The organism is Prochlorococcus marinus str. MIT 9107, assembly GCF_000759855.1.
In the GTDB taxonomy this organism is placed as follows: Bacteria; Cyanobacteriota; Cyanobacteriia; order PCC-6307; family Cyanobiaceae; genus Prochlorococcus_A; species Prochlorococcus_A marinus_N.
Genome location: NZ_JNAI01000001.1, coordinates 59,083 through 83,525, shown reverse-complemented (window position 1 = coordinate 83,525; position 24,443 = coordinate 59,083). Strand labels below are relative to the sequence as shown.

Genomic DNA, 24,443 nt, shown 5'->3' with positions numbered 1-24,443 from the left:
TTAGATTGAGTTTAATCTATTTCTCTGAGAGTATCTGAATAATAATTTTGTAGTTGTAAAGTTGCTTGATTCCAATCCCATTTTTCTGCTTCGTTTCTTGCCTCTTTCCTCATAACTTCTCTTTTATCTTCATTCTCTAGAATTTTTTTTGTCGCTTGAATCAAACTTTGTTCCCCATTATCTTTTTCATCAGGATCATATAAACAACCATTAATCCCATCGCTAATTATATCCGGAATACCTCCCTTGTTTGCCCCGATAACTGGACATCCTGCCGCCATTGCTTCTAGTAAAACCAACCCAAGTGTTTCTGTACTCGAGGGAAATAAAAATATATCTCCAGAGGCATAGGCGCTAGCAAGTTCATCGCCAGATAAATATCCTATGAAATTAGTCTTGGTATTTTCGAAGATTTTTTCAAGCTGGTTTCTATATGGTCCGTCACCTACAAGTGCTAGGCAAGCATTAGGAATACTTTTTAGGACTGGTTTAATCCTCTCAATTTGTTTTTCTGCTGATAATCTTCCTACATAAATCAATAAGTAATTAGCGTCTTTATATTTCCCAAATAATTTTTCTCTCACTTTCTCACTTCTCAAATCTGGACGGAAACTGTAAGTATCTACTCCTCTTTGCCATAGAGCAGTCCTTTGAATACCTTTTTCTTTTAACTCATCCACCATAGCGGTGGAAGTACATAAATTTAACAAGGCTTGATTATGAGCTGCTTTGAGTAATTCCCATAAAAGTGGCTCTAACATACCCATGCCATAGTATTCAAGATATTTAGGGAGATGAGTGTGGTAGCTTGCAATTAATGGAATATTATTAGTTTTCGCCAACCAAATACCACCTAAGCCAAGTACAGCTGGGTTAACAACATGAATCAAATCTGGTTTGAATTTTTCTAACTTTTCTGAAACAGCAGGACCTGGCAAACCAAGCTTCAATTCTGGGTATAAAGGTAGTGGCATTGCAGCAACTCCAAATACAGTTGCTCCCATATATGACTCTGGACATCCCTCGGGACAAAAAACAATGACCTCATCACCATTTTTTATTAAAAATTCAATAGTTTTAGTCAGTCTTGTTACTATGCCGTCAACTTTAGGTAAAAAAGTTTCAGTAAACAATGCAATTTTCACTTTCTTAAGGTAAATATTTCAGAAATTTTAATTAGTCTTTATGGCTTCAGCTTGTTTTTTGGTCCATGATGAAACACACGGTATGCGTTTTAAATCACATCGCTTGGAGTATTTTTTAGCAACCTCTACCACTTCTTCTAGTAAGCCATTATCGAGAGTTGTTGGGTTTAAACCTAATTCTATAAAGCATTTATTATCAACAATTAAATCATTTTCAACTGCTTCATTTCTTGGATTTGGTAGATAATTGATATCAGCTCCGGTTAAAGATGCAACTTTTTTAGCTAGTTCTCCAACTTGATGACTTTCAGTCATTTGATTAAAGATCTTGACTCTCTCGCCTGGTTTTGGAGGATTTTCAAGAGCAAGTTGTACACATTTTACAGAGTCTTTTATATGTATAAATGCTCTTGTTTGCCCTCCTGTACCATGAACACTTAATGGATATCCAATGGCAGCTTGCATTAGAAATCTGTTTAGAACAGTTCCATAATCTCCGTCATAGTCAAATCTGTTTGTCAATCTAGGATCTCTCAAAGTTGCTTCCGTATTTGTTCCCCAAACAATACCTTGATGCAAATCAGTGATTCTTACAAGATCATTTTTGTTGTAGTAAAGAAATAATAATTGATCTAAAGTTTTGGTCATATGGTAAACACTACCTGGACTAGCTGGGTGTAATATTTCTTCTTCAAAGCGACTTCCATCAGGTTGTGGAACTTCAACTTTTAAATAACCTTCTGGAATTGTTGCACCTCTATGGGATCCATATCCATAGACTCCCATCGTTCCTAAATGAACTACATGAATATCTAAATTACTCTCTACGATTGCAGCAAGAAGGTTGTGTGTCCCATTAACATTATTATCGACTGTATATCTTTTAGTAAAACTCGATTTCATTGAGTAGGGTGCTGCTCTTTGTTCTGCAAAATGGATAACTGAATCTGGTTTTTCTTCGATAAGCAAATTAAGTAATTTTTGATATTGTTTGGAGATATCCATATTAAGGAATCTCATGGGTTTACCTCCTATCTCTTTCCATACAGAAAGTCTTTCTGTTATTGAAGAAATCGGAGTTAAAGATTCTACTTCTAGATCAATATCTATTTTTCTACGACTTAAATTGTCGACAATAATTACATCATGATTTTGTTCTGCTAAATTTACCGCACAAGGCCAACCGCAAAAACCATCTCCACCAAGAACAATAACTTTCACTCAAAACTCCAGAATTAATAGATTCATAATATATTTATTAAATTACTACAGTGTGCTTCCTATTTGCTAAAAAATATTGTAAAAAGTTTCAAATCTTCTTTCTTAAATACAATAAATAAAACCAAATAATAAATTTTTACTATCTTTTAAAATTTTTTAACTTTCGAGAATTAGATAGATATGTTTTTTTCTGGTGAACTTGCAATTGCAAAACTTTGCCTTTCAATTCTTCCTGCAAGAAAAGCATGCCTGCCAGCTTTTACTCCATAATTTATAGCTTGAGCCATTAGAGGCGGATTTTTAGCTAGTGCGATTGCACTATTTATTAAGACACCATCAGCTCCAAGTTCCATAGCTTGAGAAGCTTCACTAGGTACCCCAATTCCAGCGTCAATTATCACTGGCACTTTGGCATTCTCAATAATAATTGCTATGTTTGACAAATTTAATAAACCCTGTCCGGAGCCAATTGGGGAGCCTAATGGCATTACAGTTGAACAACCTACTTCCTCTAGTCTTTTTGCGAGGATAGGATCTGCATTTATATAGGGAAGTACAGCAAAACCCTTTTTTATTAAAACTTCAGCTGCTTTTAGGGTTTCTATTGGATCTGGGAGCAAATACTTTTTGTCAGGAATAACTTCTAATTTGACAAAATTATTTTCTTCTTGTCCAGATAATTTTGCAAGCTCTCTTCCCAAAATTGCTATTCTGACTGCTTCATCAGCATTTACACAACCAGCTGTATTAGGAAGCATCCAGTATTTTTTCCAGTTAATCTTTTCGAGTAAATTTTCTCCAGTCTGATCATTTTTAATTCTTCTAACAGCGACTGTTATAATTTCTGTTTCTGACTTTGACAAACTTTCCTCCATGTCTTGTGCAGATTTGAATTTACCAGTACCTACCATCAATCTACTGGAAAACTGTTTTCCTCCGATTAGTAAAGATGAAAAATTTTCCATATTTAGAATCCCTTATCTTGTATTCCTTTATAAGGTTTGTAATCATTTCTTTTTTCTAACTCCTTGCTTTTTTTAATTGCTGTTTTGTTTTTTGGATCTATCAATAAAACCTTTTGATAAGTGGCATATGCCGATTCGTATTCCAATAAAAGCTGTTGTGCTGATGCGAGATTATTTAGGGCTATCGGATATTCTGGGAGTGTTTTTAGTGCATATTTATAGTATTTAATGGCTTTTTTAAATTCATTTTGAGCAGCATAAGAAAAGCCTAAAGCATTATTTATTATGGCTTTGGCTTCATCAGGTTCATTTTCATAATTTTCAATAGCTTTTAAAAAAGTCTTAGTTGCTTCAGAATATAATCTTTTTTTAATTTGAATAGACCCAAATTCATATAATTCTGTAGCTGTAGTTAGAGAATCTAAACCCTTCTGTTCGAATTTCACTAAATTTAATTCTTCACTTCTTGTTCTAAAAAATTGTCTGAATACAAAAATAGAAATTATTATTAATACAACAAAAAGAATTATTAAATAGGATTGAAAGGAAGATATTTCCATTATTTATAATTACTTTTTAAGATTATATTCTTTTTTTCTAATTACTAACGGAAGAAACTATTTTTTCAAAACATTTTGGATCGTTCAAGGCTAATTGAGAAAGCATTTTTCTATTAATGATAATTTCGGAATTTTTCATGCCATTTATTAATTTGCTATAGTTAGTTCCATTTATTCTGGCTGAAGCATTAATTCTAGCAATCCAAAGTCTCCTAAAATCTCTTTTTCTTCTTCTTCTATCTCTGTAAGCATTGCAAAGAGCCTTCATTACTCTTTGATTTGCTGTTCTGAAAAGATTTTTGTTTCCTCCTCTAAAACCTTTTGCAAGATTTAAGATTTTGTTTCTTCTTTTTCTGGCTATATTGCCTCTTTTTACACGTGCCATGAATTATAAATGAAAATGGGTTAAAACTTTATGCGTAGGGGATCATTAATCTTACATTATCGGCATCTCTTTCATCAACTACTGCTTTTGTTGAAAGATGTCTTTTTAATTTTGAGCTTTTATGGTCAAGTAAATGATTATGGAAAGCCCTTCTTCTCATGAATTTACCCGTCGCAGTAGCTTTAAATCTTTTGGCAGCTGATTTTCGAGTTTTTAGTTTAGACATTTAAGCCAAATGTGTTTAATTAGAATAATCTAAACCTTTATACGCATTGGTGCAAATTAAAGTTTTTAATTGATAAAGAAATCTCTTACTTATGAAACTTAAATTTACCTTTTTAAATTTATTTTTAAGCTTTATATTCCTTTTAATAAATACTAAAGTTGCTTATAATGTAATTTCAGAAGAACTGATAAAGGTTGAACTAAATAAAGAAATTAAAAAAGGAAAATTTTTAATTGGTTTAAAGCAATATCTTGGCAGTGAAAATGATAGTTTTTCTATAAAAAAGAATATTAATTTTAAAACTGATAAAGGTTTTTTAAACTTGCATTCTTCTAATGGTATCAAGCATAACTCAAAACAAATAAATATTACCTGGAGGGATATACCAATCAAAAATCCAAAGACAATAGAAAGAATTGTTTTTGGCCCTTTTGCCAGCTATGAATCAGCAAAAAAACAAGCAGAGAAACTAAAAGATAAAGGATTTAAGACTACTGTTGCTTACCCTGAGAATTGGGAGGTATGGATTCCATTTGAAGATGATTTGCCAGAGTTTGAATTAAAAAATAAGATTTTCAGGAAAATAAAAAATATTCAAATTACTCCTTTTCTTAATAGTGAGTATGGGTTTAAGAAACTTGAAGGACCCATACATATTTATGCTGACGAGGATATAAAAATAAATGATGTTTATTTTGGTCAAAATTTTTATTTAATACAAGATTCATATGGCACTTGGACATTAATTCAAAAAATTAAGTTTGATGATTATTTGGAAGGTGTTTTACCATACGAAATTGGACCGAGTTCCCCTCTAGAAGCACTTAAAGCACAAGCAGTTATTGCACGAACGTGGGGAATTTACAATTCTGAAAGATTTAATATGGATAAATATCATTTATGTATAAGCACTCAATGCCAAGTTTATAAGCCTCCTAAAACTAAATATAAGAAAGTACAAAAAGCTATAGAAGCAACCTCAAATTTAATTCTCACATATGAAAATCAACCAATAAATGCTTTTTATCATGGTTCTAATGGTGGCGTATCTGCTACCTCGGGAGAGTCTTGGCAAATGCAAAATTATTCTTATTTTAATTCAATCATAGATGGCTCTAAATCATTAAAAAAAATTTTTAAACTTCCAATTCCAAGTGAATTTGAATTAAATCATTTTTTAGATTTTGATAAAGCACAATTTTATGGGAGCAATCATTCTCTTTTTCGCTGGAATAAAAAAATTTCAAGTCTTATGATTAAAGAAAATTTAATTAAAAATAAACTTATAAACTCTAATCAAAATGTTTTGGATTTAAATGTTATTGAAAGGGGTTCAAGCGGCAGAGTAACAAAATTACAAATAAAGACGAACAAAGTTAATCAATCTATTGTTTTAGTTAAAGATGATATTCGACGAGTATTAAGTTTCATCCCTAGTAATTTATTTACTATTAATAAATTAAGTGATGATTTGTGGCTTTTGAAGGGAGGAGGCTTCGGTCATGGTGTAGGTTTATCACAAGCAGGAGCAATTGAGATGGCTGAATTAGGATTTTCTTATGAACAAATATTGAATCATTACTATCAAGATGCAAAACTTGAAAAAATTGAGATATTGTCTCAATGAAAATTCAATAATTAGCAATTTACTTTTATGAGTAATGGTTTTTATAAAAATCGAAGATTAAAGTCGTTGCTATTTCTTAGTTCTTGTTTTTTAGTAGCTATTATTCCTCATGTTAATAATATCGAAGGCTTTTTTTACTTTATATGGATTCTTGCTTTCGTCATTTCTTTTTATGGTTTAATAGTTATCTCTAGAAATTTCAAAAGGAACAAGCTTTCAAATACTTTTAGCAGTAGAGTTACTAATAAAGAGTTACCTATAATTGATGTTTTAGTCGCAGCTAGAGATGAGGAGAATGTTATAGCAAGATTAGTTGAAAGGTTATTTAACTTAGATTATCCAAAAAATAAATTAAATATTTTTATAATTGATGATGGTAGTTCAGATAAGACGCCCTTAATTCTAAATCGATTATCCAGACAATTTGACAAGCTAAAAGTAGTAAGTCGTTCTCCAAATGCAGGAGGCGGGAAGTCAGGAGCTTTAAATTATGCCTTAAAGTTTACTCATGGAGAATGGTTATTAGTTTTGGATGCTGATGCTCAATTAAAGCAAGATTCTTTGATCAGGTTGTTTAATTTTGTAAAAGAGGGTGATTGGTCCGCAGTTCAATTAAGAAAATCAGTAATAAATGTGAGTAAGAATTTTTTAACTTCATGTCAGTCTATGGAGATGGCTATGGATGCAATCTTTCAATATGGAAGATTATCAGTTGCTGGAGTTTCTGAATTAAGGGGGAATGGTCAATTAATAAAAAAAGATATCTTAGTGTCGTGTGGTTCCTTTAATGAAGACACAGTTACGGACGATTTAGATTTAAGTTTAAGATTATTATTATCAAAATCTAGAATTGGAATCTTATGGGATCCTCCAGTTATGGAAGAGGCAGTTGAGAATTTAAATGCTTTATTAGCACAAAGGCAAAGATGGGCAGAGGGAGGCTTGCAAAGATTTTTTGATTATGGGGATCAATTATTTACTAATAAAATTGATTTTTTTCAGAAATTTGATTTAACTTATTTTTTCATTTTGCAATATGCACTACCAATTATTTCTATTTTTGATTTAGTTCTCAGTATCGTTTTATTAGATTCACCAATTTACTGGCCTATTTCATTCACAGCTTTTATGTTATCTGGAATTGCTTTTTGGTACGGATCTTCATGTGAAAGCGAAGTCCCGGTATTGCAAAAAGGAAATTTTCTGATGACATTTGTATCAGTTTTTTATTTATCACATTGGTTTCTAGTAATCCCTTGGGTAACACTAAAAATGTCTATTTTTCCCAAAAAGATTCTTTGGCGAAAAACTATTCATACTGGAGTTTAATTTATTCATCAAGGTCTATAATTTCTCCATTAAAGAAATTTGCTAAGTTTTTGGGACTATCATCATAAATTTCCTCTTTGGATATTTTTATTGAGGAATTATTGTTTGGTTTTATTTTCATTAATGGTTTTAGATCCTTTGCTTCAATTTTGTTAGTTTTTGTAGAGTGTTGTGGGTTACTTTTAGTTAATTCTTTGGTGGAAAAATTAAGTATTATTTGATCTCCAAATATCTTTTTTACTGTATTTTCGATTATAACTTTTCTGCTTTTTATCATATTTTCCCAGTTTGGAGATAATGCAATTGTGATTTTCTCAGAATCAAAACTCTCAAGTTCGGCTTGTTGAGAAAGTAACATTCTTGTAGATGGTAATTCTAATTTAGAAAGAATTAGTTCCCACTTATCTTTTAAATTATTTGGTTGAGTATCATTTTGTCTTTCATCTGAAATATTGCTCATACTTTCTTTTTCAAGCTCATTAAAGGTTTCTAATTTAGTCTCTCTTTTTATATTGAATTCAATGCCGCTTATATTCTCTTTTATTCTTGGTTCTGGAGTTTTATTGAAAATATTTTCATTATTAATTGTTTCCTTGTTTTTTGTGTTTTCATGTTTCTCTTTAGTCGAATTATTTTTATTTTCTTGCTTATTCTCAATACTATCTACCTCTTGATTATCTAGAAGGCCAGTTAAATGAATTTCAAACCAAAGCCTTGGATTATCACTTGTTTTGATTTGATATTCAATATTTCTCAGATTATTATGCCAATTAATTATTGTTGATTTATTGATTGTTTTTGAGATCTTATCTAATTCATCTTGAAATTCATCAGAAGTATAGTAAAGATCTGAATATTTATTATTTGAAGAGTGTAGTAGTAAATCTCTTGTAATATTTAATAATCCAATAATTATTTGATGGGGTTCGTTTCCAGCATCATATAATTTGTTGCAGGCGATTATTAATGACGCTGCATTATTCTCAATTAATGATTTAATCAAATTGGTTAACTCAATTTCTGAAACTTCTCCTAGCAAGTTTTGAATATTTCTTATTGTTATACCCTCTGGTAGTAAATTAAGCTGTTCAAGAAGGCTTTGTGCATCTCTCATTCCTCCATTAGATCTTTTTGCAATTATTTTTAATGCTTGAACTTCATAATGAATGGATTCTTTTTTTGCTATTTCTGATAAATGTTGAACAATGTCACTAGGGCTTATTCTTCTAAAATCAAACTTTTGACATCTACTTTGGATTGTATTTAATACTCTCTCAGGATTTGTCGTCGCCAGGATAAATACAACTCTTGAAGGCGGTTCTTCAATAGTTTTTAGTAAAGCATTTGAAGCTGCTGTGGAAAGCATATGACATTCATCAATAACGTATACTTTCCATCTTGCTTGAGTAGGTGCAAACCTTGCTCTTTCTATAATTTCTCTTATATTTTCAACTCCTGTATTAGACGCTGCATCAATCTCGATAATATCTAGAGCATTCCCATCTGTAATTTGTTGACATAAGTCACATTTACCACAAGGATTAATCGTTGGTTGTTCGAATGCCTGGCAGTTTAAAGATTTCGCAAATATTCTTGCACTTGATGTTTTTCCAGTACCTCTTGGACCATTAAAAAGATATGCAGGAGCAATCTTTTTTGTTAATAATGCTTGTTTTAGAGTAATAGATATAAAATTTTGACCAACCAGTTGATCTAGGTTATTGGGTCTATATTTTTGATGAAAAGGTTTATGTATATTAGACATTTATTCTTCATTAATTAGAACAATTAGGGCTTAAATTGCGATAATTAAGCTCTAAATTTTACGCAGACTCTTTAATGATCCTTTTTGACCCTGAAGGTAGTTTAACAATTTTGGAAGAAAATAAATTATCTACCATTTTTTTTGTAATTGTGAATTCCTTTACATTTTCTTCAGAAGGCAAAGTGTACATTATGTCTAGCATTAGTTCCTCAATTATTGATCTTAATGCTCTTGCACCTGTTTTTCTTTTAAATGCTTCATTTGCTATGGCTACTACAGAATCAGGCTCAAAATTTAATTCAACATTATCCATACTTAGTAAAGTTTTAAATTGCTTTACTAGTGCATCTCTTGGTTGAGTTAGAATAGATTCTAAAGTTTCTTTTGTAAGACACTCCAACACAGCACAAACGGGAATTCTTCCAATAAATTCTGGAATGAGTCCGTATTTAACTAAATCATCTAACTCTAAATTTTTTAGTGCATCTCTTGGGTCTACTATTTTCTTAGTATCAACTTTATTCTGATCTGAATTTGTGGTAAATCCTATTGAGTGTTTACCCAAACGCTTTTGCACTATATCTTCTAAACCTATAAAAGCCCCGCCGCAAATAAATAAAATTTGACTTGTATCAATTTGAATACAATCATGATAAGGATGTTTTCTACCTCCCTGCGGTGGAACATTAGCAATTGTTCCTTCAAGCATTTTTAATAATGCTTGCTGTACGCCTTCACCAGAGACATCTCTAGTAATTGAAGGATTTTCGCTCTTTCTGGCAATTTTATCTATTTCGTCTATGTATATAATTCCTTTTTGAGCTAGTTCGACATTCATTTCTGATTTCTGTAAAAGTCTTAAAAGTATATTTTCAACATCTTCTCCAACATATCCAGCTTCCGTTAAAGTCGTTGCATCAGCTACTGCAAAAGGAACATCTAGAAATTCAGCTAAAGTTTGTGCTAATAATGTTTTTCCGCTTCCAGTTGGGCCGATCAGTAAAATATTTGATTTTTGTAATTTGGTTGCTTGTGAATCCTTTGAATTACTATTTTTATTTTCTTCTTTAACTTTCCAAGCTAATCTTTTGTAGTGGTTGTATACCGCTACTGATAGAATTTTCTTCGCAGATTCTTGTCCAACTACTTGATTATCAAGAAAACTTTTAATTTCTAATGGTTTAGGAATTGAGGTTAATTCTAAAGGAATAGATTTTTGGGGATTATCAGTTGGTAATTTCTTTTTTACTTGCTGAGTGTTGTTTGTGTTCGCTTGATTATCAATTAGTTCGTCATCAAGAATTTCATTACAAAGATCTATGCACTCATCACAGATATAAACCCCAGGACCAGCTATTAGCTTTCTAACTTGATCTTGTGATTTCCCGCAAAATGAACACTTAAGATGGGCGTCGAATTTAGCCATCGATTATAAAGTCTAAAGTAAAGGGTTAAATATTCCCTATTCCCTAGGATTGCTTATAAACATCGATTCGTCATCTTATTCTTAAAAAATAAGTATCGCTTGTCATTTTTTGATAACTTTATCAATCAATCCATATTCGACTGCTTCTGAGGGAGATAAGAAGTAATCTCTTTCTGTATCTTCATTAATCTTTTCTATAGGTTGACCAGTATGTTCTGCTAAGAGCGAATTTAATGTCTTCTTGAGAAAGAGTATTTCTTTAGCCTGTATTTCAATCTCTACTGCTTGACCTTGTGCCCCTCCGAGAGGCTGATGAATCATTATCCTAGAATTAGGCAAAGCCAATCTTTTCCCCTTTGCTCCACCAGAAAGTAGAAATGCGCCCATGCTTGCAGCTACTCCAAAGCATATTGTTACTACATCAGGGGATATTTGTTGCATAGTATCGTATATAGCCATTCCCGCTGTTACTGAGCCACCAGGCGAGTTTATATAAATTTGGATGTCTTTTTCAGGATCTTCAGCTTCAAGAAATAATAATTGTGCAACAAGAGAGTCAGATACTTGATCATTAATTCCAGTACCTAAAAAAATTATTCTCTCCCTCAATAATCTTGAATAAATATCAAAAGCTCTTTCTCCTCGCCCAGATTGTTCTATAACAGTAGGAACAGCTGCACTAGTTTTATTAATGCTTTTGTAAGAACTTATTGAGCTTTGGATTAAATGTTTTTTTTCTGAGTTCACAAAATAATTTTCGTCTTATAGATAATTTAAGCGGTTTTTAATTAATTAGTAGGAAATTTCATAAATTAATTTTTTTCTTTTTTATTTTGATTTTTTGTCGTTTTTCTAGTTTTTGTAGTTTTTGTCGCTTGTTTCACTGTTTTCGAAGCTTTTGTTGACTTTTTTGTGGCTTTTATATTTTTTTCTTTTACCTGGGAATTTTCTTCAAGCCAAATGATTAATTTTTCTTTGAGTAAATCGTCACGTATTACTTCTGTTAATTTTTTTATATCGATTTGTTTTGAAGATTGAGAGATTGCATCTTCGTAATTTTTCATTTTTAAATCAATCTCATCTTTTTCAATTGTTATGTTTTCTTTTTCAGCTAATGCTTTTAGAGCTAAATTTCTTTGAACATTTTTTTCAGCCTGAGGTCTTGTGGACTCTGATAATGATTTAACTAATTCCGGAGTGAAAGTAGATTTAACATCTAGACCTTGTTGAGCAAATCTTTGCGCGGTTTGTTCAATATTATTCCTTACCTCAATATCAATCATAGATTTTGGAATTTCAGCAACCAATTCATTTGTTAAGGCCTCCAATAAAGCCTCAATTTTGATATCTTTTTGAGTTTTTTCGAAGTTTTCTTTAAGTTGCTTTTCTATATCTTTCTTTAATTCTTTTAATGATTCTTTGTTGCCAGACTGTTTCGCAAAATCGTCATTAAGTTCAGGTAATTCTTTTTCCTTAAGATCCTTAAGATTTATTTCAAAGATTGCCTCTTTGCCTCTTGAATCCTCATGGGAATAATCTTCAGGAAATTTAAGGTTAAGTGTTTTAGTATCACCAATTTTCATTTTTACGATCCCCTCAACGAAACCGGGAATCATTTTGTTCTTTTCTAACTCAAGATCCATTGATTCACTTGTCCCACCATCAATCTCTTTACCAGAATCTTTATATTTCCCTTTGAAACTAACTACAGCAATATCCCCTAATTTCGCTGCTCTATTGGTTACTGGAATAATATTTGCAAACTGACTTCTAGATTTTTCTAGCGCTTCATCTACTGACTTAGGATCAAATTTATTTTTTGAGATTTCAATACTAAGTCCTTTGGATTTTTTTAGTTTTAATTCGGGGGCAACATCAGTTTGGAGTGTTACTTTAAGTGATTTTTCAGGACTAAACTTTTCAAGTAAAGATTCAAATCCATCTACCAATTCGGGCTCACTGAGAGGCTCTATAGATTTTATTTTTAACGCTTCTTGCCATGATTTATCAATTATTTTTTCTAGAGCAGAAGCATGTAATTGCATGATCCCAATTCTTTGAATTAAGACTTGTTTAGGAATTTTACCAAGTCTAAATCCTGGAATTTTAGCCGAACGACTAATAGCATTGATTGTTTCATTTACACACGTCTTGCATGTCTCAGATGGTATCTCTAATTCAAATGAAATTCTACTTTGAGGCAGAGGAGTTGTTTTGACTATTAAAGCTTCTTTAGCCATGTCTTTTGTAATTATTACTATAAGCCGAAACTTAATTATTTCACATTATATGATTTCCTTGAAAGTTAATTTTTTGATAAAGTAAAAAAAATAGTCAATCCATTAATAAAAAACTTTTTTAAGTGTGAGAAAATCTCAGTTTTTGCCTAATAGGCCATTAAAAGTTGCTGTTTTAGGATCTTCAGGTGCTGTAGGATCTGAATTACTCAGAATTCTTGAACAACGCGATTTTCCAATATCAGAATTGGTCTTACTTTCGTCTGAGCGTTCGGAAGGGAAAAAAATTATTTGGAAAGATGAAGAATTAGTTACAAAAAAAACTACCAAAGAAGAATTCTTAAATCTTGATTTAGTTTTAGCTTCAGCCGGTGGAAGTATCTCAAAAAAATGGTTGTCTACCATTATGGATCAAAATGCTGTACTGATAGATAATTCGAGTGCTTTCAGGTTGGATAAGAACGTACCTCTTGTAGTTCCTGAAGTAAATGCTAGTGATGCACTTAATCATGATGGGATAATAGCGAACCCAAACTGCACTACCATTTTGTTGACATTAGTTTTGGCTCCGTTAAATAAACTTTCTACTATTCAAAGGGTCATTGTCTCAACATATCAATCCGTCAGTGGTGCAGGTCAATTAGCTATGGAGGAATTAAAATTTTTAACTGAAAAATATCTCCAGGGTGATCCCCAAAAAAGTCAAGCTTTGCCTCACTCTTTGGCATTTAATTTGTTCCTACATAATTCAACTATGCTTGAAAATAATTACTGCGAAGAAGAGATGAAAATGGTTAATGAGACCAGAAAAATATTAAATATTGCTGATTTAAAGCTCTCTGCTACATGTGTACGAGTTCCAGTACTGAGAGCCCACTCAGAATCTATCAATATTGAATTTGCTGGTGCAGTTGAACCTAAAGATGCTCTTGATGAATTAAAAAAATCTCCTGGAATTGAAATTATCGAGGATTATAAAAGTAACAGATTTCCAATGCCAAATGATGTTATGGGAAGGGATAATATTGCTGTTGGTAGGTTAAGAACTGATATAAGCAATCCAAATGGATTAGAATTATGGTTATGTGGAGATCAAATAAGAAAAGGAGCAGCTCTTAATGCTGTTCAAATAGCTGAGTTATTAATTCCAAAAAAATGACTACACACAAAACTAAGTTTACTAATCCATTATTTGGAAGAATATTGACTGCAATGGTTACTCCATTCAACAAAAATGGAGATGTAGATTATGAACTAGCTATAAAACTTTCAAATTATCTTTTTAATAATGGTTCTGATGGCATCGTGCTTTGTGGCACCACTGGAGAATCTCCAACTCTTTCATGGGAGGAACAGCATGATTTATTTATCGCAGTAAAAGGATCTTTGGATTCAAAATGTCAGTTAATAGTTGGTACTGGTAGTAATTGCACAAGCGAGGCTGTAGAAGCTACAAAAAAAGCTTACAACTTTGGGGCGGACGGTGCGTTGGTTGTTGTTCCTTACTATAATAAACCTCCTCAAGAAGGTCTTTATCAACATTTCAGTTCTATTGCTAATTCGGCAAAGGATTTACCCTTGATGCTTTACAACATACCTGGAAGGACAGGGTGCAATTTATTACCTGATACTGTGAATAAACTTATGGATTTCTCAAATATTAGCTGTATTAAAGCGGCAAGCGGTAGAATAGAAGAAGTGACGGAGTTAAGGGCAGCTTGCGGCTCTGAACTTTCTATATATAGTGGCGATGATTCTTTATTGCTTCCTATGATGTCTGTCGGTGCTGTTGGTGTTGTAAGTGTGGCTAGTCATTTGGTTGGCACGCAATTAAAAGAAATGATTTATTTATTTCTGAATGGGGAGGTCTCTAATGCGTTAAATATTCATGAAAGACTTCAACCACTCTTTAAAGCACTCTTTGAGACAACTAATCCAATTCCAATTAAGGCAGCTTTAGAGCTTTTAGGCTGGCAAGTGGGTTCCCCAAGAAATCCATTGACACCACTTAATAAAGATCAAAAAGAAAATTTATCCAAGATAATTCAAAATCTATCTTTGTAAATACTTCTTCAAAGCTTTGATAAGCTTAATTTAATTAAAATAACTACAAATTTGCTTGCTCGCAAAAAATAATCATCATGAATACAAATCAAATCAAAACAAATAATAAACAATCAAAAACACAAACAAACAGTCCTTGCTTAAAAATTATTCCCTTAGGAGGACTTCATGAAATAGGAAAAAATACATGTGTTTTTGAATATGGAGACGATATTATTCTTATAGATGGTGGATTAGCTTTTCCTAGTGATGGCATGCATGGAGTAAATGTTGTAATGCCAGATACAACATATTTGCAGGCTAACTTACATAGATTTCGAGGAATGATAGTAACTCATGGCCATGAAGATCATATTGGAGGAATATCACATCATTTAAAGAAATTTAGAATCCCTGTTATCTATGGCCCACCTTTGGCGATGTCAATGCTTAAAGGCAAAATGGAAGAAGCTGGCGTGGCAGATCGAACAACTATACAAACTATCGAACCAAGACAAGTTGTTAAACTTGGCCAAAATTTCTCAGTTGAGTTTATTCGTAATACTCACTCTATTGGGGATAGTTTCTCCTTAGCTTTGACTACGCCTGTAGGAGTGGTATTTTTTACTGGGGATTTTAAATTTGATCATCTTCCGCCAGATAAAAAACATGCAGATATTGAAAGAATGGTCTACTACGGAGAGAAAGGCGTTCTTTGTATGCTTTCAGATTCAACTAATTCTGAAGTAAAGGGATTTGTTCCTTCTGAGATTTCTGTTTTCCCGAATTTAGATCGATTAATTTCTGAAGCTAAAGGAAGAGTAATGCTTACTACTTTTGCAAGCTCAACTCATAGAGTTGCAATGGTCATTCAGCTTGCGATGAAGCATGGAAGGAAAATTGGATTAATGGGCAGATCAATGTTGAATGTTGTTGGTAAATGTCGAGAATTGGGTTATATCAAGTGTCCAGATGACCTTTTTTTTCCAATCAAAAGTATTCGAGACTTACCAGATAGAGAAACATTGCTTTTAATGACAGGGAGCCAAGGTGAAGTCATGGCAGCTTTAAGCAGGATTGGAAGAGATGAGCACCCTCATGTAAAACTCAAAACAACTGATACTGTAATATTCTCTTCTAGCCCCATTCCAGGAAATACTATTTCAGTTGTTCATAGTATTGATAAGTTAATCAAACTAGGAGCTAATGTTATTTATGGAAAAGAACATGGCATTCATGTTTCTGGTCATGGATGTAGGGACGATCAGAGGTTAATGCTAGCGTTGATTAAGCCAAAGTTCTTTGTGCCTGTGCATGGAGAATATAGAATGCAAGTTTTACATGGTAAAACTGCGGTTTCGATGGGTGTTGATCCGAATAATGTACTAATTCTCGATAATGGAGATACGATCGAACTTAGATCAGATTCTATGATTCAAGGAGAACCTGTCAAGTCAGGTATCGAAATGCTTGACAATACTAGAACGTGTGTCGTTGATGCAAGAGCACTTAAAGAGAGACAGCAACTAGCTGATGATGGAATAGTTACTGTTTTAGCCCCTATAAGTACAGACGGCAATATGGTTGCACCACCAAGGGTAAGTCTTAGAGGAGTTGTAATCTCTGCAGATCCTAGAAAAATGTCAATGTGGACAGAACGAGAGATAAGTTGGGTATTGTCAAATAGATGGAAGCAATTATCAAGACAAACTGGACCAAACAATTTTGAAGTTGATTGGATAGGTGTCCAAAGAGAAATTGAGAATGGTTTATCTAGAAGAATGAGAAGAGAATTACAAGTAGAGCCTTTAATTCTTTGTTTGGCTCAGCCTGCACCAAGTGGAACTCGTGCTTATCAGCCTAAATTAGATGATGAAGTAAAACATCAACCGAGACATAAACATTATCCTAATGTGAATAATCAACCCAAAGCTACCAACCAAAATAACTTCAAAAATCAGTCATCTAAGAATGATCAATCTCAAAATAAACCTATTAAAGAATCAGTAGAAAATAAAGAGGAAGTTTCTTCGGGTCGTACACGAAGAAGAAGATCTGCCGTAGTATCTTAAATTTCCTGAATATCAATATAATTTTTATTCCAAATAATTTTTAAAGACTCTTGTAAGTTAACTTGACCTTTGTTTTTGTAATAAATTGAAGTTGCTAATTTTTCTAAATTTTTAGAACTATATTGTTTCTTACATGCTTCCCTTAAAAATCTATTTAAGATAGTGCACCTTGCTTCAACACACATGTTATTTAAAAGATTTCTATTAATACCTTTTAAGTCTTTACAGTAGAGGTACGCTAGTTCACTAAGATCATTACGCTCATTATTGTAGTTGCTCATTTTTTGGGAAAAATCATTTATCCTTGAAGAACACCCTGGATAGATATTTTCTAAGGTAGGAATAATTTGTTTTCTAACTAAATTTCTTTTTAATTTAAGATCTGAATTTGTTGGATCTTCCCAGAATGGGATGTTCAAATCATTACAGAATTTTTTTGTGTCTTCTCTACTGAAAATTAATATTGGTCTTATTAAAAAAATTTGATTTTCTAGTAATCTTTTGCTCTCAATATTGCTGAGACCGGCAAAATTGCTGCCTCTGGCTAAATTAAGTATAAATGTTTCTGAATTATCACTACTAGTGTGACCAGTTAATAAATGAATATTTTTTTGTTCCTGATTCTTTTTTAATAAAGTTTTGGCTCTTGCACATAATTTTTTATATCTCCAATCTCGTGCTTTTTCTTCAGAAAAAATGTTTTCTTTATTTGCTTTATCAAAATAGAATGAGATTTTTTTTTCTTCGCAATAACTTTTTAATTCAAAAGCATATATTGATGATTTTTGATGCCACTGATGATCTCCATGCCAAACACTAATTGACCAATTATGAATTTTTTTTAGGTCATTAATTAGGGTTAATAAGGCCATAGAGTCTTGCCCACCGGAAACACTGATTAAAATATTCGATCCTGTGGGAATTAATGTTTTTTTGCTAAGAATCTCCTTATGAAGGAGGTGATGCCATGATGACCAATTTTTCTGAGTGAAATTTTTATCAGACATTTTGTGTTGCTCAGATAATATTTTTTAAAAAATGCACTGTTTTACTAAAACAATGTCACAATCGGGTAATAAATTCATTAAGTAAATGAGTCTGATTAATCTTTTGCCACAAACAATTAAAGAAGAGTTGAGAAGTAAATCTTTACTCAAGGTAATTTCTGGATTGAATAATTTCGATGTTCAATCTGTGAAAACAATTGTTGAGGCTGCTTCATTAGGAGGTGCAGATCTTGTTGATATTGCTTGTAAGCCTGAACTCGTTCATCTAGCACGTCAGAATTCTTCATTACTAGTATGTGTGAGTTCAGTAGTGCCTCAGATTTTTATAGATTCTGTAAAAGCAGGCGCCTCATTAATTGAGATAGGAAATTATGACACTTTTTATGAAAAAGGTATTAATTTTTCAGAAGAAAAAGTCTTAAATCTAACTAAAGAGACAAAGGATTTATTACCTAATGTTCCCCTATCGGTAACGGTTCCTCATACTATGCCTATTGATAAACAAGTTGATCTTGCTTTAAAGCTAGCTCAAGAAGGTGTTGATATTATTCAAACAGAAGGTGGCACCAGTTCTAGCCCCTATTCATCTGGAATCCAAGGTTTTTTTGAAAAGTCAGTACCAACTCTTGCAGCTACCTATGCTATTAATCAGGAATTTAAGAAACAGTCTGTCAATATACCAATTATGAGTGCTTCTGGATTAAGTCAAGTAACCTGTCCATTAGCAATATCTTGCGGCGCCTCAGCAGTTGGGGTTGGATCTGCAGTTAATAAATTAGATGATTTAATATCGATGATTGCGGTTGTTAGGGGCCTAAAAGAATCTTTGAAAAATTCAATAATTAGAGAAAAAATTTCTTAGTATATTAAGAACTTTAGCTACTAGCTTGATGAACAACTATAAGCTTCAAGCTCCTTACGAACCAAATGGAGATCAACCTGAAGCTATAAAAAAATTAGTTAGAGGAGTTAATAGCGGAAAAGAGTTTCAGACTCTTTTAGGAGCTACTGGAACTGGTAAAACATTTACTATCGCTAATGTAATTAATCAAACAGGAAGGCCAGCTCTTGTATTGGCCCATAATAAGACATTAGCTGCACAATTATGTAATGAATTAAGGGAGTTCTTTCCAAAAAATGCTGTTGAGTACTTTATTTCCTACTATGATTATTATCAACCTGAAGCTTATGTCCCTGTAAGTGATACGTACATAGCAAAAACAGCTTCAATTAATGAAGAAATAGATATGCTTAGGCATTCTGCAACACGCTCATTATTTGAGAGAAAAGATGTAATTGTTGTAGCCTCTATAAGTTGTATTTATGGCCTTGGTATACCAAGTGAATATTTAAAAGCTGCAGTTAAATTTGAAGTTGGAAAATCTATAAATCTACGTTCTTCTTTAAGGTCGCTCGTTGAAAATCAATATACTAGAAATGATATTGAAATTACTAGAGGAAGATTCAGAATTAAAGGTGATGTTTTAGAAATTGGTCCAGCTTATGAAGATAGATTAATAAGAATCGAATTATTTGGGGATGAAGTCGAGGCTATTAGATATGTTGACCCTACTACAGGAGAAATAATTGAAAGTTTAGAACAAGTTAGCGTTTACCCAGCAAAGCATTTTGTTACTCCAAAAGAAAGACTGGAGAGTGCAATCAGTGCAATTAGAAGTGAATTAAAAACTCAACTAGATAAATTTACATATGAAGGAAAATTATTAGAGGCTCAACGTCTTGAACAACGCACAAAATATGATTTAGAAATGCTAAAAGAGGTTGGTTATTGTAATGGAGTTGAGAATTATGCTCGTCATTTATCAGGTAGGGAGGAAGGTTCACCGCCAGAATGTTTAATAGATTACTTTCCTAAAGATTGGTTGTTGGTAGTCGATGAGAGTCATGTAACATGCCCTCAACTTCATGCAATGTACAATGGTGATCAATCTAGAAAAAAAGTGTTAATAGATCATGGTTTTAGATTGCCAAGTGCTGCAGATAATAGACCTTTAAAATGTGAAGAGTTTTGGGAAAAATCAAAACAGACATTATTTATTAGTGCAACTCCCGGTCAATGGGAATTAGATCAATGTAATGGTGAATTTATTGAGCAAGTTATAAGACCAACTGGGGTATTAGACCCTGTAATTGATGTGAGACCTAGCGAGGGCCAAATAGAAGATCTTTTATCTGAAATAAGAATTAGAGCTGCAAAGAATCAAAGAGTGCTAGTCACTACACTTACAAAGAGAATGGCTGAAGATCTAACTGATTTTTTAGCTGAAAATAAAGTAAGAGTTAGATATTTGCATTCTGAAATCCATTCAATTGAAAGAATTGAAATTATTCAAGACCTTAGAATGGGCGAATATGATGTTTTGGTAGGAGTTAATTTATTAAGAGAGGGACTAGATCTTCCTGAAGTATCATTAGTCGCTATTTTAGATGCAGATAAAGAAGGTTTTTTAAGGGCAGAAAGATCATTGATTCAAACAATAGGAAGAGCTGCAAGACATGTTGAGGGAGTTGCCTTGCTTTATGCAGATAACTTCACAGATTCAATGAAAAGAGCAATATCTGAAACTGACAGAAGAAGAACTATTCAAAAAAAATATAATCAGGTCAATGGTATTACTCCAAAACCTGCAGGTAAAAAAATAGAAAATTCAATATTATCTTTTCTAGAACTTTCCAGAAAATTAGATGCTAATGGTTTATCTAAAGATTTAATAAATATAGTTAATAACAAAACTGATGTAATTCTGAATGCTAGCGATAATCAGTGTTTGCTAGAAGAATTGCCTGACTTAATAGACAAGTTAGAAATTAAAATGAAAGATGCGGCAAAAGAGTTAAATTTTGAAGAAGCAGCAAATTTGAGAGATAGAATTAAAAAATTAAGACAAAAATTGGCAAGAAATAACTAAAGAAAACTTATTTCTCTAATTCGAAATGATCATGAATTGCATTAACTGCTTTGTCACAATCTTTTTCTAGGACAATACAAGAAGTTCTAATTTCACTAGTGGCAATCATTTCAATATTGATATTTTGGTTGGCCAATGCTCTAAATATTTTTCCAGCCGTTCCAACCTTAAATGCCATTCCTGCTCCTACAGTGCTTACTTTAGCAATTGCAGGGCCATCTTCAATGTATGAACCAGGTAATTTCTTTGTTAGGGCTTCAAAAACTAAGTTAGCTTTTTCTCTATCTTGCTTATTCATGGTAAGACTAATATCCTTAGTTTTTAAAGAAGAAATTCTTTCAGATTGCACGATAGTATCGAAAAGTAAATTATTCTCAGCTAATGCTAAGCATATCGATGCTGCAACACCTGGACGATCAGGCAATTTCCGAAAACTTACTTGAACTTGATTTTTATCTAACGCAATTCCTCTTACTTCAGGTTGATCTTGTTTTTCATTGATTGGATTAACAAATATTTGTGTATCAGATAATTTAAATTTCTCAGCAACAAATCTAATAGCTTTTGGGATATTATTAATTTCAATTACGCAGCTGATCTTAATTTCACTAGTAGCTATTAACCTGACATTTATATTTGCTTGAGATAAAGTATCAAATAAATCAGCTGAAACACTTGGTCTACCCATAATGCCTGCACCTTGAATACTTAATTTAGTCATGTTTGTTTTTAGATTGTATTCTCCTCCTAATTGACTAGTTATAAGTTCACATTGTTCTGCAGTCTTTTTAACTTCTATTTCATTTACAGTAAATGTAATATCGTTATTATTTCCATCATTTGTCGCTTGTATTATTAAATCTACATTGATACATGCTTCTGATAGCTTTTCAAATATTTGTGCTGCAATCCCTGGTCTATCAGGAATATTTGAAAGACTGAATACTGCTTGGTTTTCTAATACTTCAAGACTATTTACTGTTTTTGTTAATTCTAAACTTCCTCTTTTCAGTGGGAGAGGTTGGATTTGACTTTCTAGGAAAGTCCCACTTGAGTCACTATGGCTAGATTTGACGCACAATTTAATTCCATAATTGCGGGCAATTTCTACAGCTCTTGGATGCAGAACTGAAGCACCTACGCTTGCAAGTTCAAGCATTTCTTCACAACTAATTTCATCTAAGAGTTTTGCATTAGGAACAATTCTTGGATCAGTAGTAAGAACCCCTGGAACGTCTGTATAAATTTCGCAAGTCTCAGCTCCTAACGCTGTTGACAAAGCTACTGCGGATGTATCTGAACCACCTCTACCCAAAGTTGTAATTTCCATTGATCCAGTATGGCTTAATGTTGTTCCTTGAAATCCAGCGACTACAACTACAAAACCTTGATTTACATAATTTTGGATTCTTTCTGTTTTAATATCTAGAATTCTTGCTTTCCCATGTATAGATTCAGTAATAATTCCTACCTGGCTCCCGGTCATTGAAATTGCAGGTACTCCATATTCGTTTAATACCATTGAGAGAAGAGCTATGGTTACTTGCTCTCCAGTTGAGAGAAGCATATCCAATTCTCTTCGATTAGGATTTTTACTTATTGATTCCGCTAAACAATTTAAATCATCTGTAGTTTTCCCCATTGCAGAGACAACTACGACAATTTCATTTCCTGCTTCTTTACTTTGACAAATACTAGTTGCAATATCTTGAAGCTTTTTAATATCATCGACAGAAGTACCGCCAAATTTTTTTACTAGTAAAGCCATATTTAAATCATAATGTAAATTCGTGAACTTAAAATTTGGTTAACTTAAATTAATTAAATTCTCGGTAAAAACATTTATAGGATTATTACCTTGTTTTAGTAATGATTCAATATCTAATAATTTACTAAGTAAATTAATTAAATATTCTTGCGATATATTTTTTACTTTTTTTCGAATAAAAAAAATTCTTTTTGGATTGGAAATACCTGCAAGATTACAAATCTTTTCTGAATTATCGCTTCCTGAATTAATTGCTAATTTTATAATGGTATGAATTCTTATTTGACTAATTAAACCTGCATTTAGTTTTAAAGCAGGTTCTCCTTTCTGTAAGGAATAATTTATTTCAATAAGGCTTTCATTAATATTTTTTTGTAAGAGAAGATCAATGATTTTGAAAATGTTGGATTGATGATCACTAAATATTTTTTTTACATCAATACTTTTTAGAAAAAGTTGTGAATTCGAATCACTTGCTAATGCAGAAAGATATGTTTTTGCTTTAGCTAATTCATTTTTCAATTTAAAGCTATCATTTCCAACAGAATCAATAATTAATTCGACTGCGTTTTTATCAATTTTGATATGCATTGCATTTGCTGCATCTTCTAAAAATCTTTTGCGTCCTTCATAGTCCCAAATTTCTGGTAATAAAAATGATTTTTCTTTGGCTAAATTATTTTTGATAAGTTTTTGTAAGAATTTAGTACTCTTAAGCCTTGAGTCAGGTTTTTTTGTATTTTGTAAAATCAAATAAGTTTTTGTAGGAATATTGCCATGAATTTTTTCAAATTTAATTCTTAAAAACTCATTTTTTGTAGTAAAAATTGGATTATTTTTTAAAGTAACAATTCTGTATCCGTCTCCAAAAGGCGGTGTAAGAATTTCATCAAAAGCTTTATTTACTTGCTCATCATCATCTCCATTTAAATTAGTTACGTTTATTTCTTTCCATTCTTTGGATACTTCTTTTTCAATTAATTCTTGGATAAATGTATTTTGTGCATTTAAATCATTGCCCCATAATATTTGTATTGGCATAATCGCTCAATAAAAAATCTTATATTAACTATGATTACTTTTAACACAAATTAAATTCAATGGTAATAGATCATCCGATTTTTTTGGAAAGTATCAGATTCATAAGATCTCATTTGGGAGCCAATGATTTAAATGATTTGGAAAAAAAAGTTTTAGAGAGATTAGTGCATACTTCGGGAGATTTTTCTGTTCAAAATCTTATAGAGTTTAGTGAAGGTGCATGTGAGAAGGGGCTTCAGGCTCTTAAAAATGGTGCTCCGATTTTAACTGATACCGATATGGCTGCAGCAGCTATAAAATCAATGGCAGAAAATACCACTAGGAATAAAGTGTTCACCGCTAGAATGTGGTTTGGAGAAAATAATCACACAAAATTAACTAAAACAGCATATGGATTGAGTGAAGGTTGGAAGGAGTTATCTGTTAAAAATTCTGGGAAAAAGTCACCTGTTGTAGTAATTGGCAGCTCGCCAACAGCTTTATCGTATTTAATTGATATTTTACAGAATACTAACGATTTACCTAGTTTAATCATTGGAATGCCAGTTGGATTTATAGGAGTAGAAAAAAGCAAAAAAAAACTGATTTCTACCAATCTTCCTAGTATTATTGTGAATTCAACTAGAGGAGGGGCTGCTATGGCAGCTGCTGCGATTAATGCGTTATTGAGGGAATCTATTTGACAAACATCTATAC

General features: G+C 32.2%; 21 protein-coding genes. 8 read left to right on the top strand and 13 right to left on the bottom strand.

The window, feature by feature from the left end:
* Positions 1-11: 11 nt before the first annotated feature.
* From EU92_RS08265 to rpmI, 6 genes are all read right to left on the bottom strand, one after another.
* Complete coding sequence (locus tag EU92_RS08265; RefSeq protein WP_032513539.1) at positions 12-1,145, bottom strand: glycosyltransferase family 4 protein; 1,134 nt, start codon at positions 1,143-1,145, stop codon at positions 12-14.
* A gap of 27 nt (positions 1,146-1,172) precedes the next feature.
* The gene (locus tag EU92_RS08270; RefSeq protein WP_032513538.1) at positions 1,173-2,366 is read right to left on the bottom strand and encodes an NAD-dependent epimerase/dehydratase family protein; all 1,194 of its coding nucleotides are present in this window, start codon (positions 2,364-2,366) and stop codon (positions 1,173-1,175) included.
* Positions 2,367-2,536: 170 nt separating this feature from the next.
* Positions 2,537-3,331, bottom strand: a complete 795-nt coding sequence (locus EU92_RS08275) for a thiazole synthase (RefSeq protein WP_032513537.1) — start codon at positions 3,329-3,331, stop codon at positions 2,537-2,539.
* A 2-nt stretch (positions 3,332-3,333) separates the two neighbouring features.
* Positions 3,334-3,891, bottom strand: a complete 558-nt coding sequence (locus EU92_RS08280) for a tetratricopeptide repeat protein (RefSeq protein WP_032513536.1) — start codon at positions 3,889-3,891, stop codon at positions 3,334-3,336.
* A 37-nt stretch (positions 3,892-3,928) separates the two neighbouring features.
* Entirely contained in the window at positions 3,929-4,276 is a 348-nt protein-coding gene (rplT, locus tag EU92_RS08285; protein WP_032513535.1) for a 50S ribosomal protein L20, read from the bottom strand.
* Between the two features lie 28 nt (positions 4,277-4,304).
* Positions 4,305-4,502, bottom strand: a complete 198-nt coding sequence (rpmI, locus tag EU92_RS08290) for a 50S ribosomal protein L35 (RefSeq protein WP_011819271.1) — start codon at positions 4,500-4,502, stop codon at positions 4,305-4,307.
* Positions 4,503-4,593: 91 nt separating this feature from the next.
* On the opposite strand from rpmI, the gene EU92_RS08295 reads away from it, so the two are divergent.
* Together EU92_RS08295 and EU92_RS08300 are read left to right on the top strand one after the other, a co-directional pair.
* Entirely contained in the window at positions 4,594-6,129 is a 1,536-nt protein-coding gene (locus tag EU92_RS08295; protein WP_032513533.1) for a SpoIID/LytB domain-containing protein, read from the top strand.
* A 27-nt stretch (positions 6,130-6,156) separates the two neighbouring features.
* A complete protein-coding gene (locus EU92_RS08300) occupies positions 6,157-7,458 on the top strand; it encodes a glycosyltransferase (protein WP_032513532.1) in 1,302 nt (433 codons plus the stop codon).
* A gap of 1 nt (position 7,459) precedes the next feature.
* On the opposite strand, the gene EU92_RS08305 is transcribed toward EU92_RS08300, so the two are convergent.
* From EU92_RS08305 to tig, 4 genes are all read right to left on the bottom strand, one after another.
* A complete protein-coding gene (locus EU92_RS08305; protein ID WP_032513531.1) occupies positions 7,460-9,223 on the bottom strand; it encodes a DNA polymerase III subunit gamma/tau in 1,764 nt (587 codons plus the stop codon).
* A 58-nt stretch (positions 9,224-9,281) separates the two neighbouring features.
* Positions 9,282-10,649, bottom strand: a complete 1,368-nt coding sequence (gene clpX / locus EU92_RS08310) for an ATP-dependent protease ATP-binding subunit ClpX (RefSeq protein WP_032513528.1) — start codon at positions 10,647-10,649, stop codon at positions 9,282-9,284.
* Between the two features lie 102 nt (positions 10,650-10,751).
* Positions 10,752-11,372 (bottom strand): ATP-dependent Clp endopeptidase proteolytic subunit ClpP, encoded by a 621-nt coding sequence (gene clpP / locus EU92_RS08315; RefSeq protein ID WP_275040506.1) that lies wholly within the window; start codon positions 11,370-11,372, stop codon positions 10,752-10,754.
* Positions 11,373-11,461: 89 nt separating this feature from the next.
* Positions 11,462-12,889 carry a trigger factor gene (gene tig / locus EU92_RS08320; protein ID WP_032513525.1) on the bottom strand — a complete coding sequence of 476 codons (1,428 nt, stop codon included), beginning with the start codon at positions 12,887-12,889 and terminating at the stop codon, positions 11,462-11,464.
* A 124-nt stretch (positions 12,890-13,013) separates the two neighbouring features.
* On the opposite strand from tig, the gene EU92_RS08325 reads away from it, so the two are divergent.
* The 3 genes from EU92_RS08325 (at position 13,014) to EU92_RS08335 (ending at position 17,001) form a co-directional block, all read left to right on the top strand.
* Positions 13,014-14,045 carry an aspartate-semialdehyde dehydrogenase gene (locus EU92_RS08325; protein ID WP_032513524.1) on the top strand — a complete coding sequence of 344 codons (1,032 nt, stop codon included), beginning with the start codon at positions 13,014-13,016 and terminating at the stop codon, positions 14,043-14,045.
* Positions 14,042-14,950 (top strand): 4-hydroxy-tetrahydrodipicolinate synthase, encoded by a 909-nt coding sequence (gene dapA, locus EU92_RS08330; protein WP_032513523.1) that lies wholly within the window; start codon positions 14,042-14,044, stop codon positions 14,948-14,950. Before EU92_RS08325 ends, dapA begins: the two co-directional genes overlap by 4 nt.
* A 77-nt stretch (positions 14,951-15,027) precedes the next feature.
* Complete coding sequence (locus EU92_RS08335) at positions 15,028-17,001, top strand: ribonuclease J (protein WP_032513522.1); 1,974 nt, start codon at positions 15,028-15,030, stop codon at positions 16,999-17,001.
* Here EU92_RS08335 and tilS read toward each other — a convergent pair.
* Positions 16,998-18,008 (bottom strand): tRNA lysidine(34) synthetase TilS, encoded by a 1,011-nt coding sequence (tilS, locus tag EU92_RS08340; protein ID WP_032513521.1) that lies wholly within the window; start codon positions 18,006-18,008, stop codon positions 16,998-17,000. The two genes, EU92_RS08335 and tilS, sit on opposite strands and share 4 nt — an antisense overlap.
* Before the next feature lie 85 nt (positions 18,009-18,093).
* Here tilS and EU92_RS08345 point away from each other — a divergent pair, with 85 nt between their 5' ends.
* Positions 18,094-18,870 carry a DUF561 domain-containing protein gene (locus tag EU92_RS08345; protein WP_032513520.1) on the top strand — a complete coding sequence of 259 codons (777 nt, stop codon included), beginning with the start codon at positions 18,094-18,096 and terminating at the stop codon, positions 18,868-18,870.
* A gap of 28 nt (positions 18,871-18,898) precedes the next feature.
* Entirely contained in the window at positions 18,899-20,938 is a 2,040-nt protein-coding gene (uvrB, locus tag EU92_RS08350) for an excinuclease ABC subunit UvrB (protein WP_032513519.1), read from the top strand.
* 7 nt (positions 20,939-20,945) lie between these two features.
* Here uvrB and EU92_RS08355 read toward each other — a convergent pair whose 3' ends face one another.
* Both EU92_RS08355 and holA read right to left on the bottom strand, forming a co-directional pair.
* On the bottom strand, positions 20,946-22,706 hold the full coding sequence (locus tag EU92_RS08355) for an aspartate kinase (protein WP_032513517.1): 1,761 nt from the start codon (positions 22,704-22,706) through the stop codon (positions 20,946-20,948).
* A gap of 39 nt (positions 22,707-22,745) precedes the next feature.
* The gene (gene holA, locus EU92_RS08360; protein ID WP_032513516.1) at positions 22,746-23,747 is read right to left on the bottom strand and encodes a DNA polymerase III subunit delta; all 1,002 of its coding nucleotides are present in this window, start codon (positions 23,745-23,747) and stop codon (positions 22,746-22,748) included.
* 59 nt (positions 23,748-23,806) lie between these two features.
* Between holA and EU92_RS08365 the strand changes: the two genes are divergently transcribed.
* Positions 23,807-24,430: a precorrin-8X methylmutase gene (locus tag EU92_RS08365; protein WP_032513515.1), complete on the top strand. Its 624-nt coding sequence runs from the start codon at positions 23,807-23,809 to the stop codon at positions 24,428-24,430.
* Positions 24,431-24,443: the final 13 nt, after the last annotated feature.

Excerpts from the sequence above, each read along its gene's own strand:
- EU92_RS08275 (WP_032513537.1), bottom strand. The coding sequence starts at position 3,331 with ATGGAAAATTTTTCATCTTTACTAATCGGAGGAAAACAGTTTTCCAGT.
- EU92_RS08280 (WP_032513536.1), bottom strand. The coding sequence starts at position 3,891 with ATGGAAATATCTTCCTTTCAATCCTATTTAATAATTCTTTTTGTTGTA.
- rplT (WP_032513535.1), bottom strand. The coding sequence starts at position 4,276 with ATGGCACGTGTAAAAAGAGGCAATATAGCCAGAAAAAGAAGAAACAAA.
- rpmI (WP_011819271.1), bottom strand. The coding sequence starts at position 4,502 with ATGTCTAAACTAAAAACTCGAAAATCAGCTGCCAAAAGATTTAAAGCT.
- EU92_RS08295 (WP_032513533.1), top strand. The coding sequence starts at position 4,594 with ATGAAACTTAAATTTACCTTTTTAAATTTATTTTTAAGCTTTATATTC.
- EU92_RS08300 (WP_032513532.1), top strand. The coding sequence starts at position 6,157 with ATGAGTAATGGTTTTTATAAAAATCGAAGATTAAAGTCGTTGCTATTT.
- EU92_RS08305 (WP_032513531.1), bottom strand. The coding sequence starts at position 9,223 with ATGTCTAATATACATAAACCTTTTCATCAAAAATATAGACCCAATAAC.
- clpX (WP_032513528.1), bottom strand. The coding sequence starts at position 10,649 with ATGGCTAAATTCGACGCCCATCTTAAGTGTTCATTTTGCGGGAAATCA.
- tig (WP_032513525.1), bottom strand. The coding sequence starts at position 12,889 with ATGGCTAAAGAAGCTTTAATAGTCAAAACAACTCCTCTGCCTCAAAGT.
- dapA (WP_032513523.1), top strand. The coding sequence starts at position 14,042 with ATGACTACACACAAAACTAAGTTTACTAATCCATTATTTGGAAGAATA.
- EU92_RS08335 (WP_032513522.1), top strand. The coding sequence starts at position 15,028 with ATGAATACAAATCAAATCAAAACAAATAATAAACAATCAAAAACACAA.
- tilS (WP_032513521.1), bottom strand. The coding sequence starts at position 18,008 with ATGTCTGATAAAAATTTCACTCAGAAAAATTGGTCATCATGGCATCAC.
- EU92_RS08345 (WP_032513520.1), top strand. The coding sequence starts at position 18,094 with ATGAGTCTGATTAATCTTTTGCCACAAACAATTAAAGAAGAGTTGAGA.
- uvrB (WP_032513519.1), top strand. The coding sequence starts at position 18,899 with ATGAACAACTATAAGCTTCAAGCTCCTTACGAACCAAATGGAGATCAA.
- EU92_RS08355 (WP_032513517.1), bottom strand. The coding sequence starts at position 22,706 with ATGGCTTTACTAGTAAAAAAATTTGGCGGTACTTCTGTCGATGATATT.
- holA (WP_032513516.1), bottom strand. The coding sequence starts at position 23,747 with ATGCCAATACAAATATTATGGGGCAATGATTTAAATGCACAAAATACA.
- EU92_RS08365 (WP_032513515.1), top strand. The coding sequence starts at position 23,807 with ATGGTAATAGATCATCCGATTTTTTTGGAAAGTATCAGATTCATAAGA.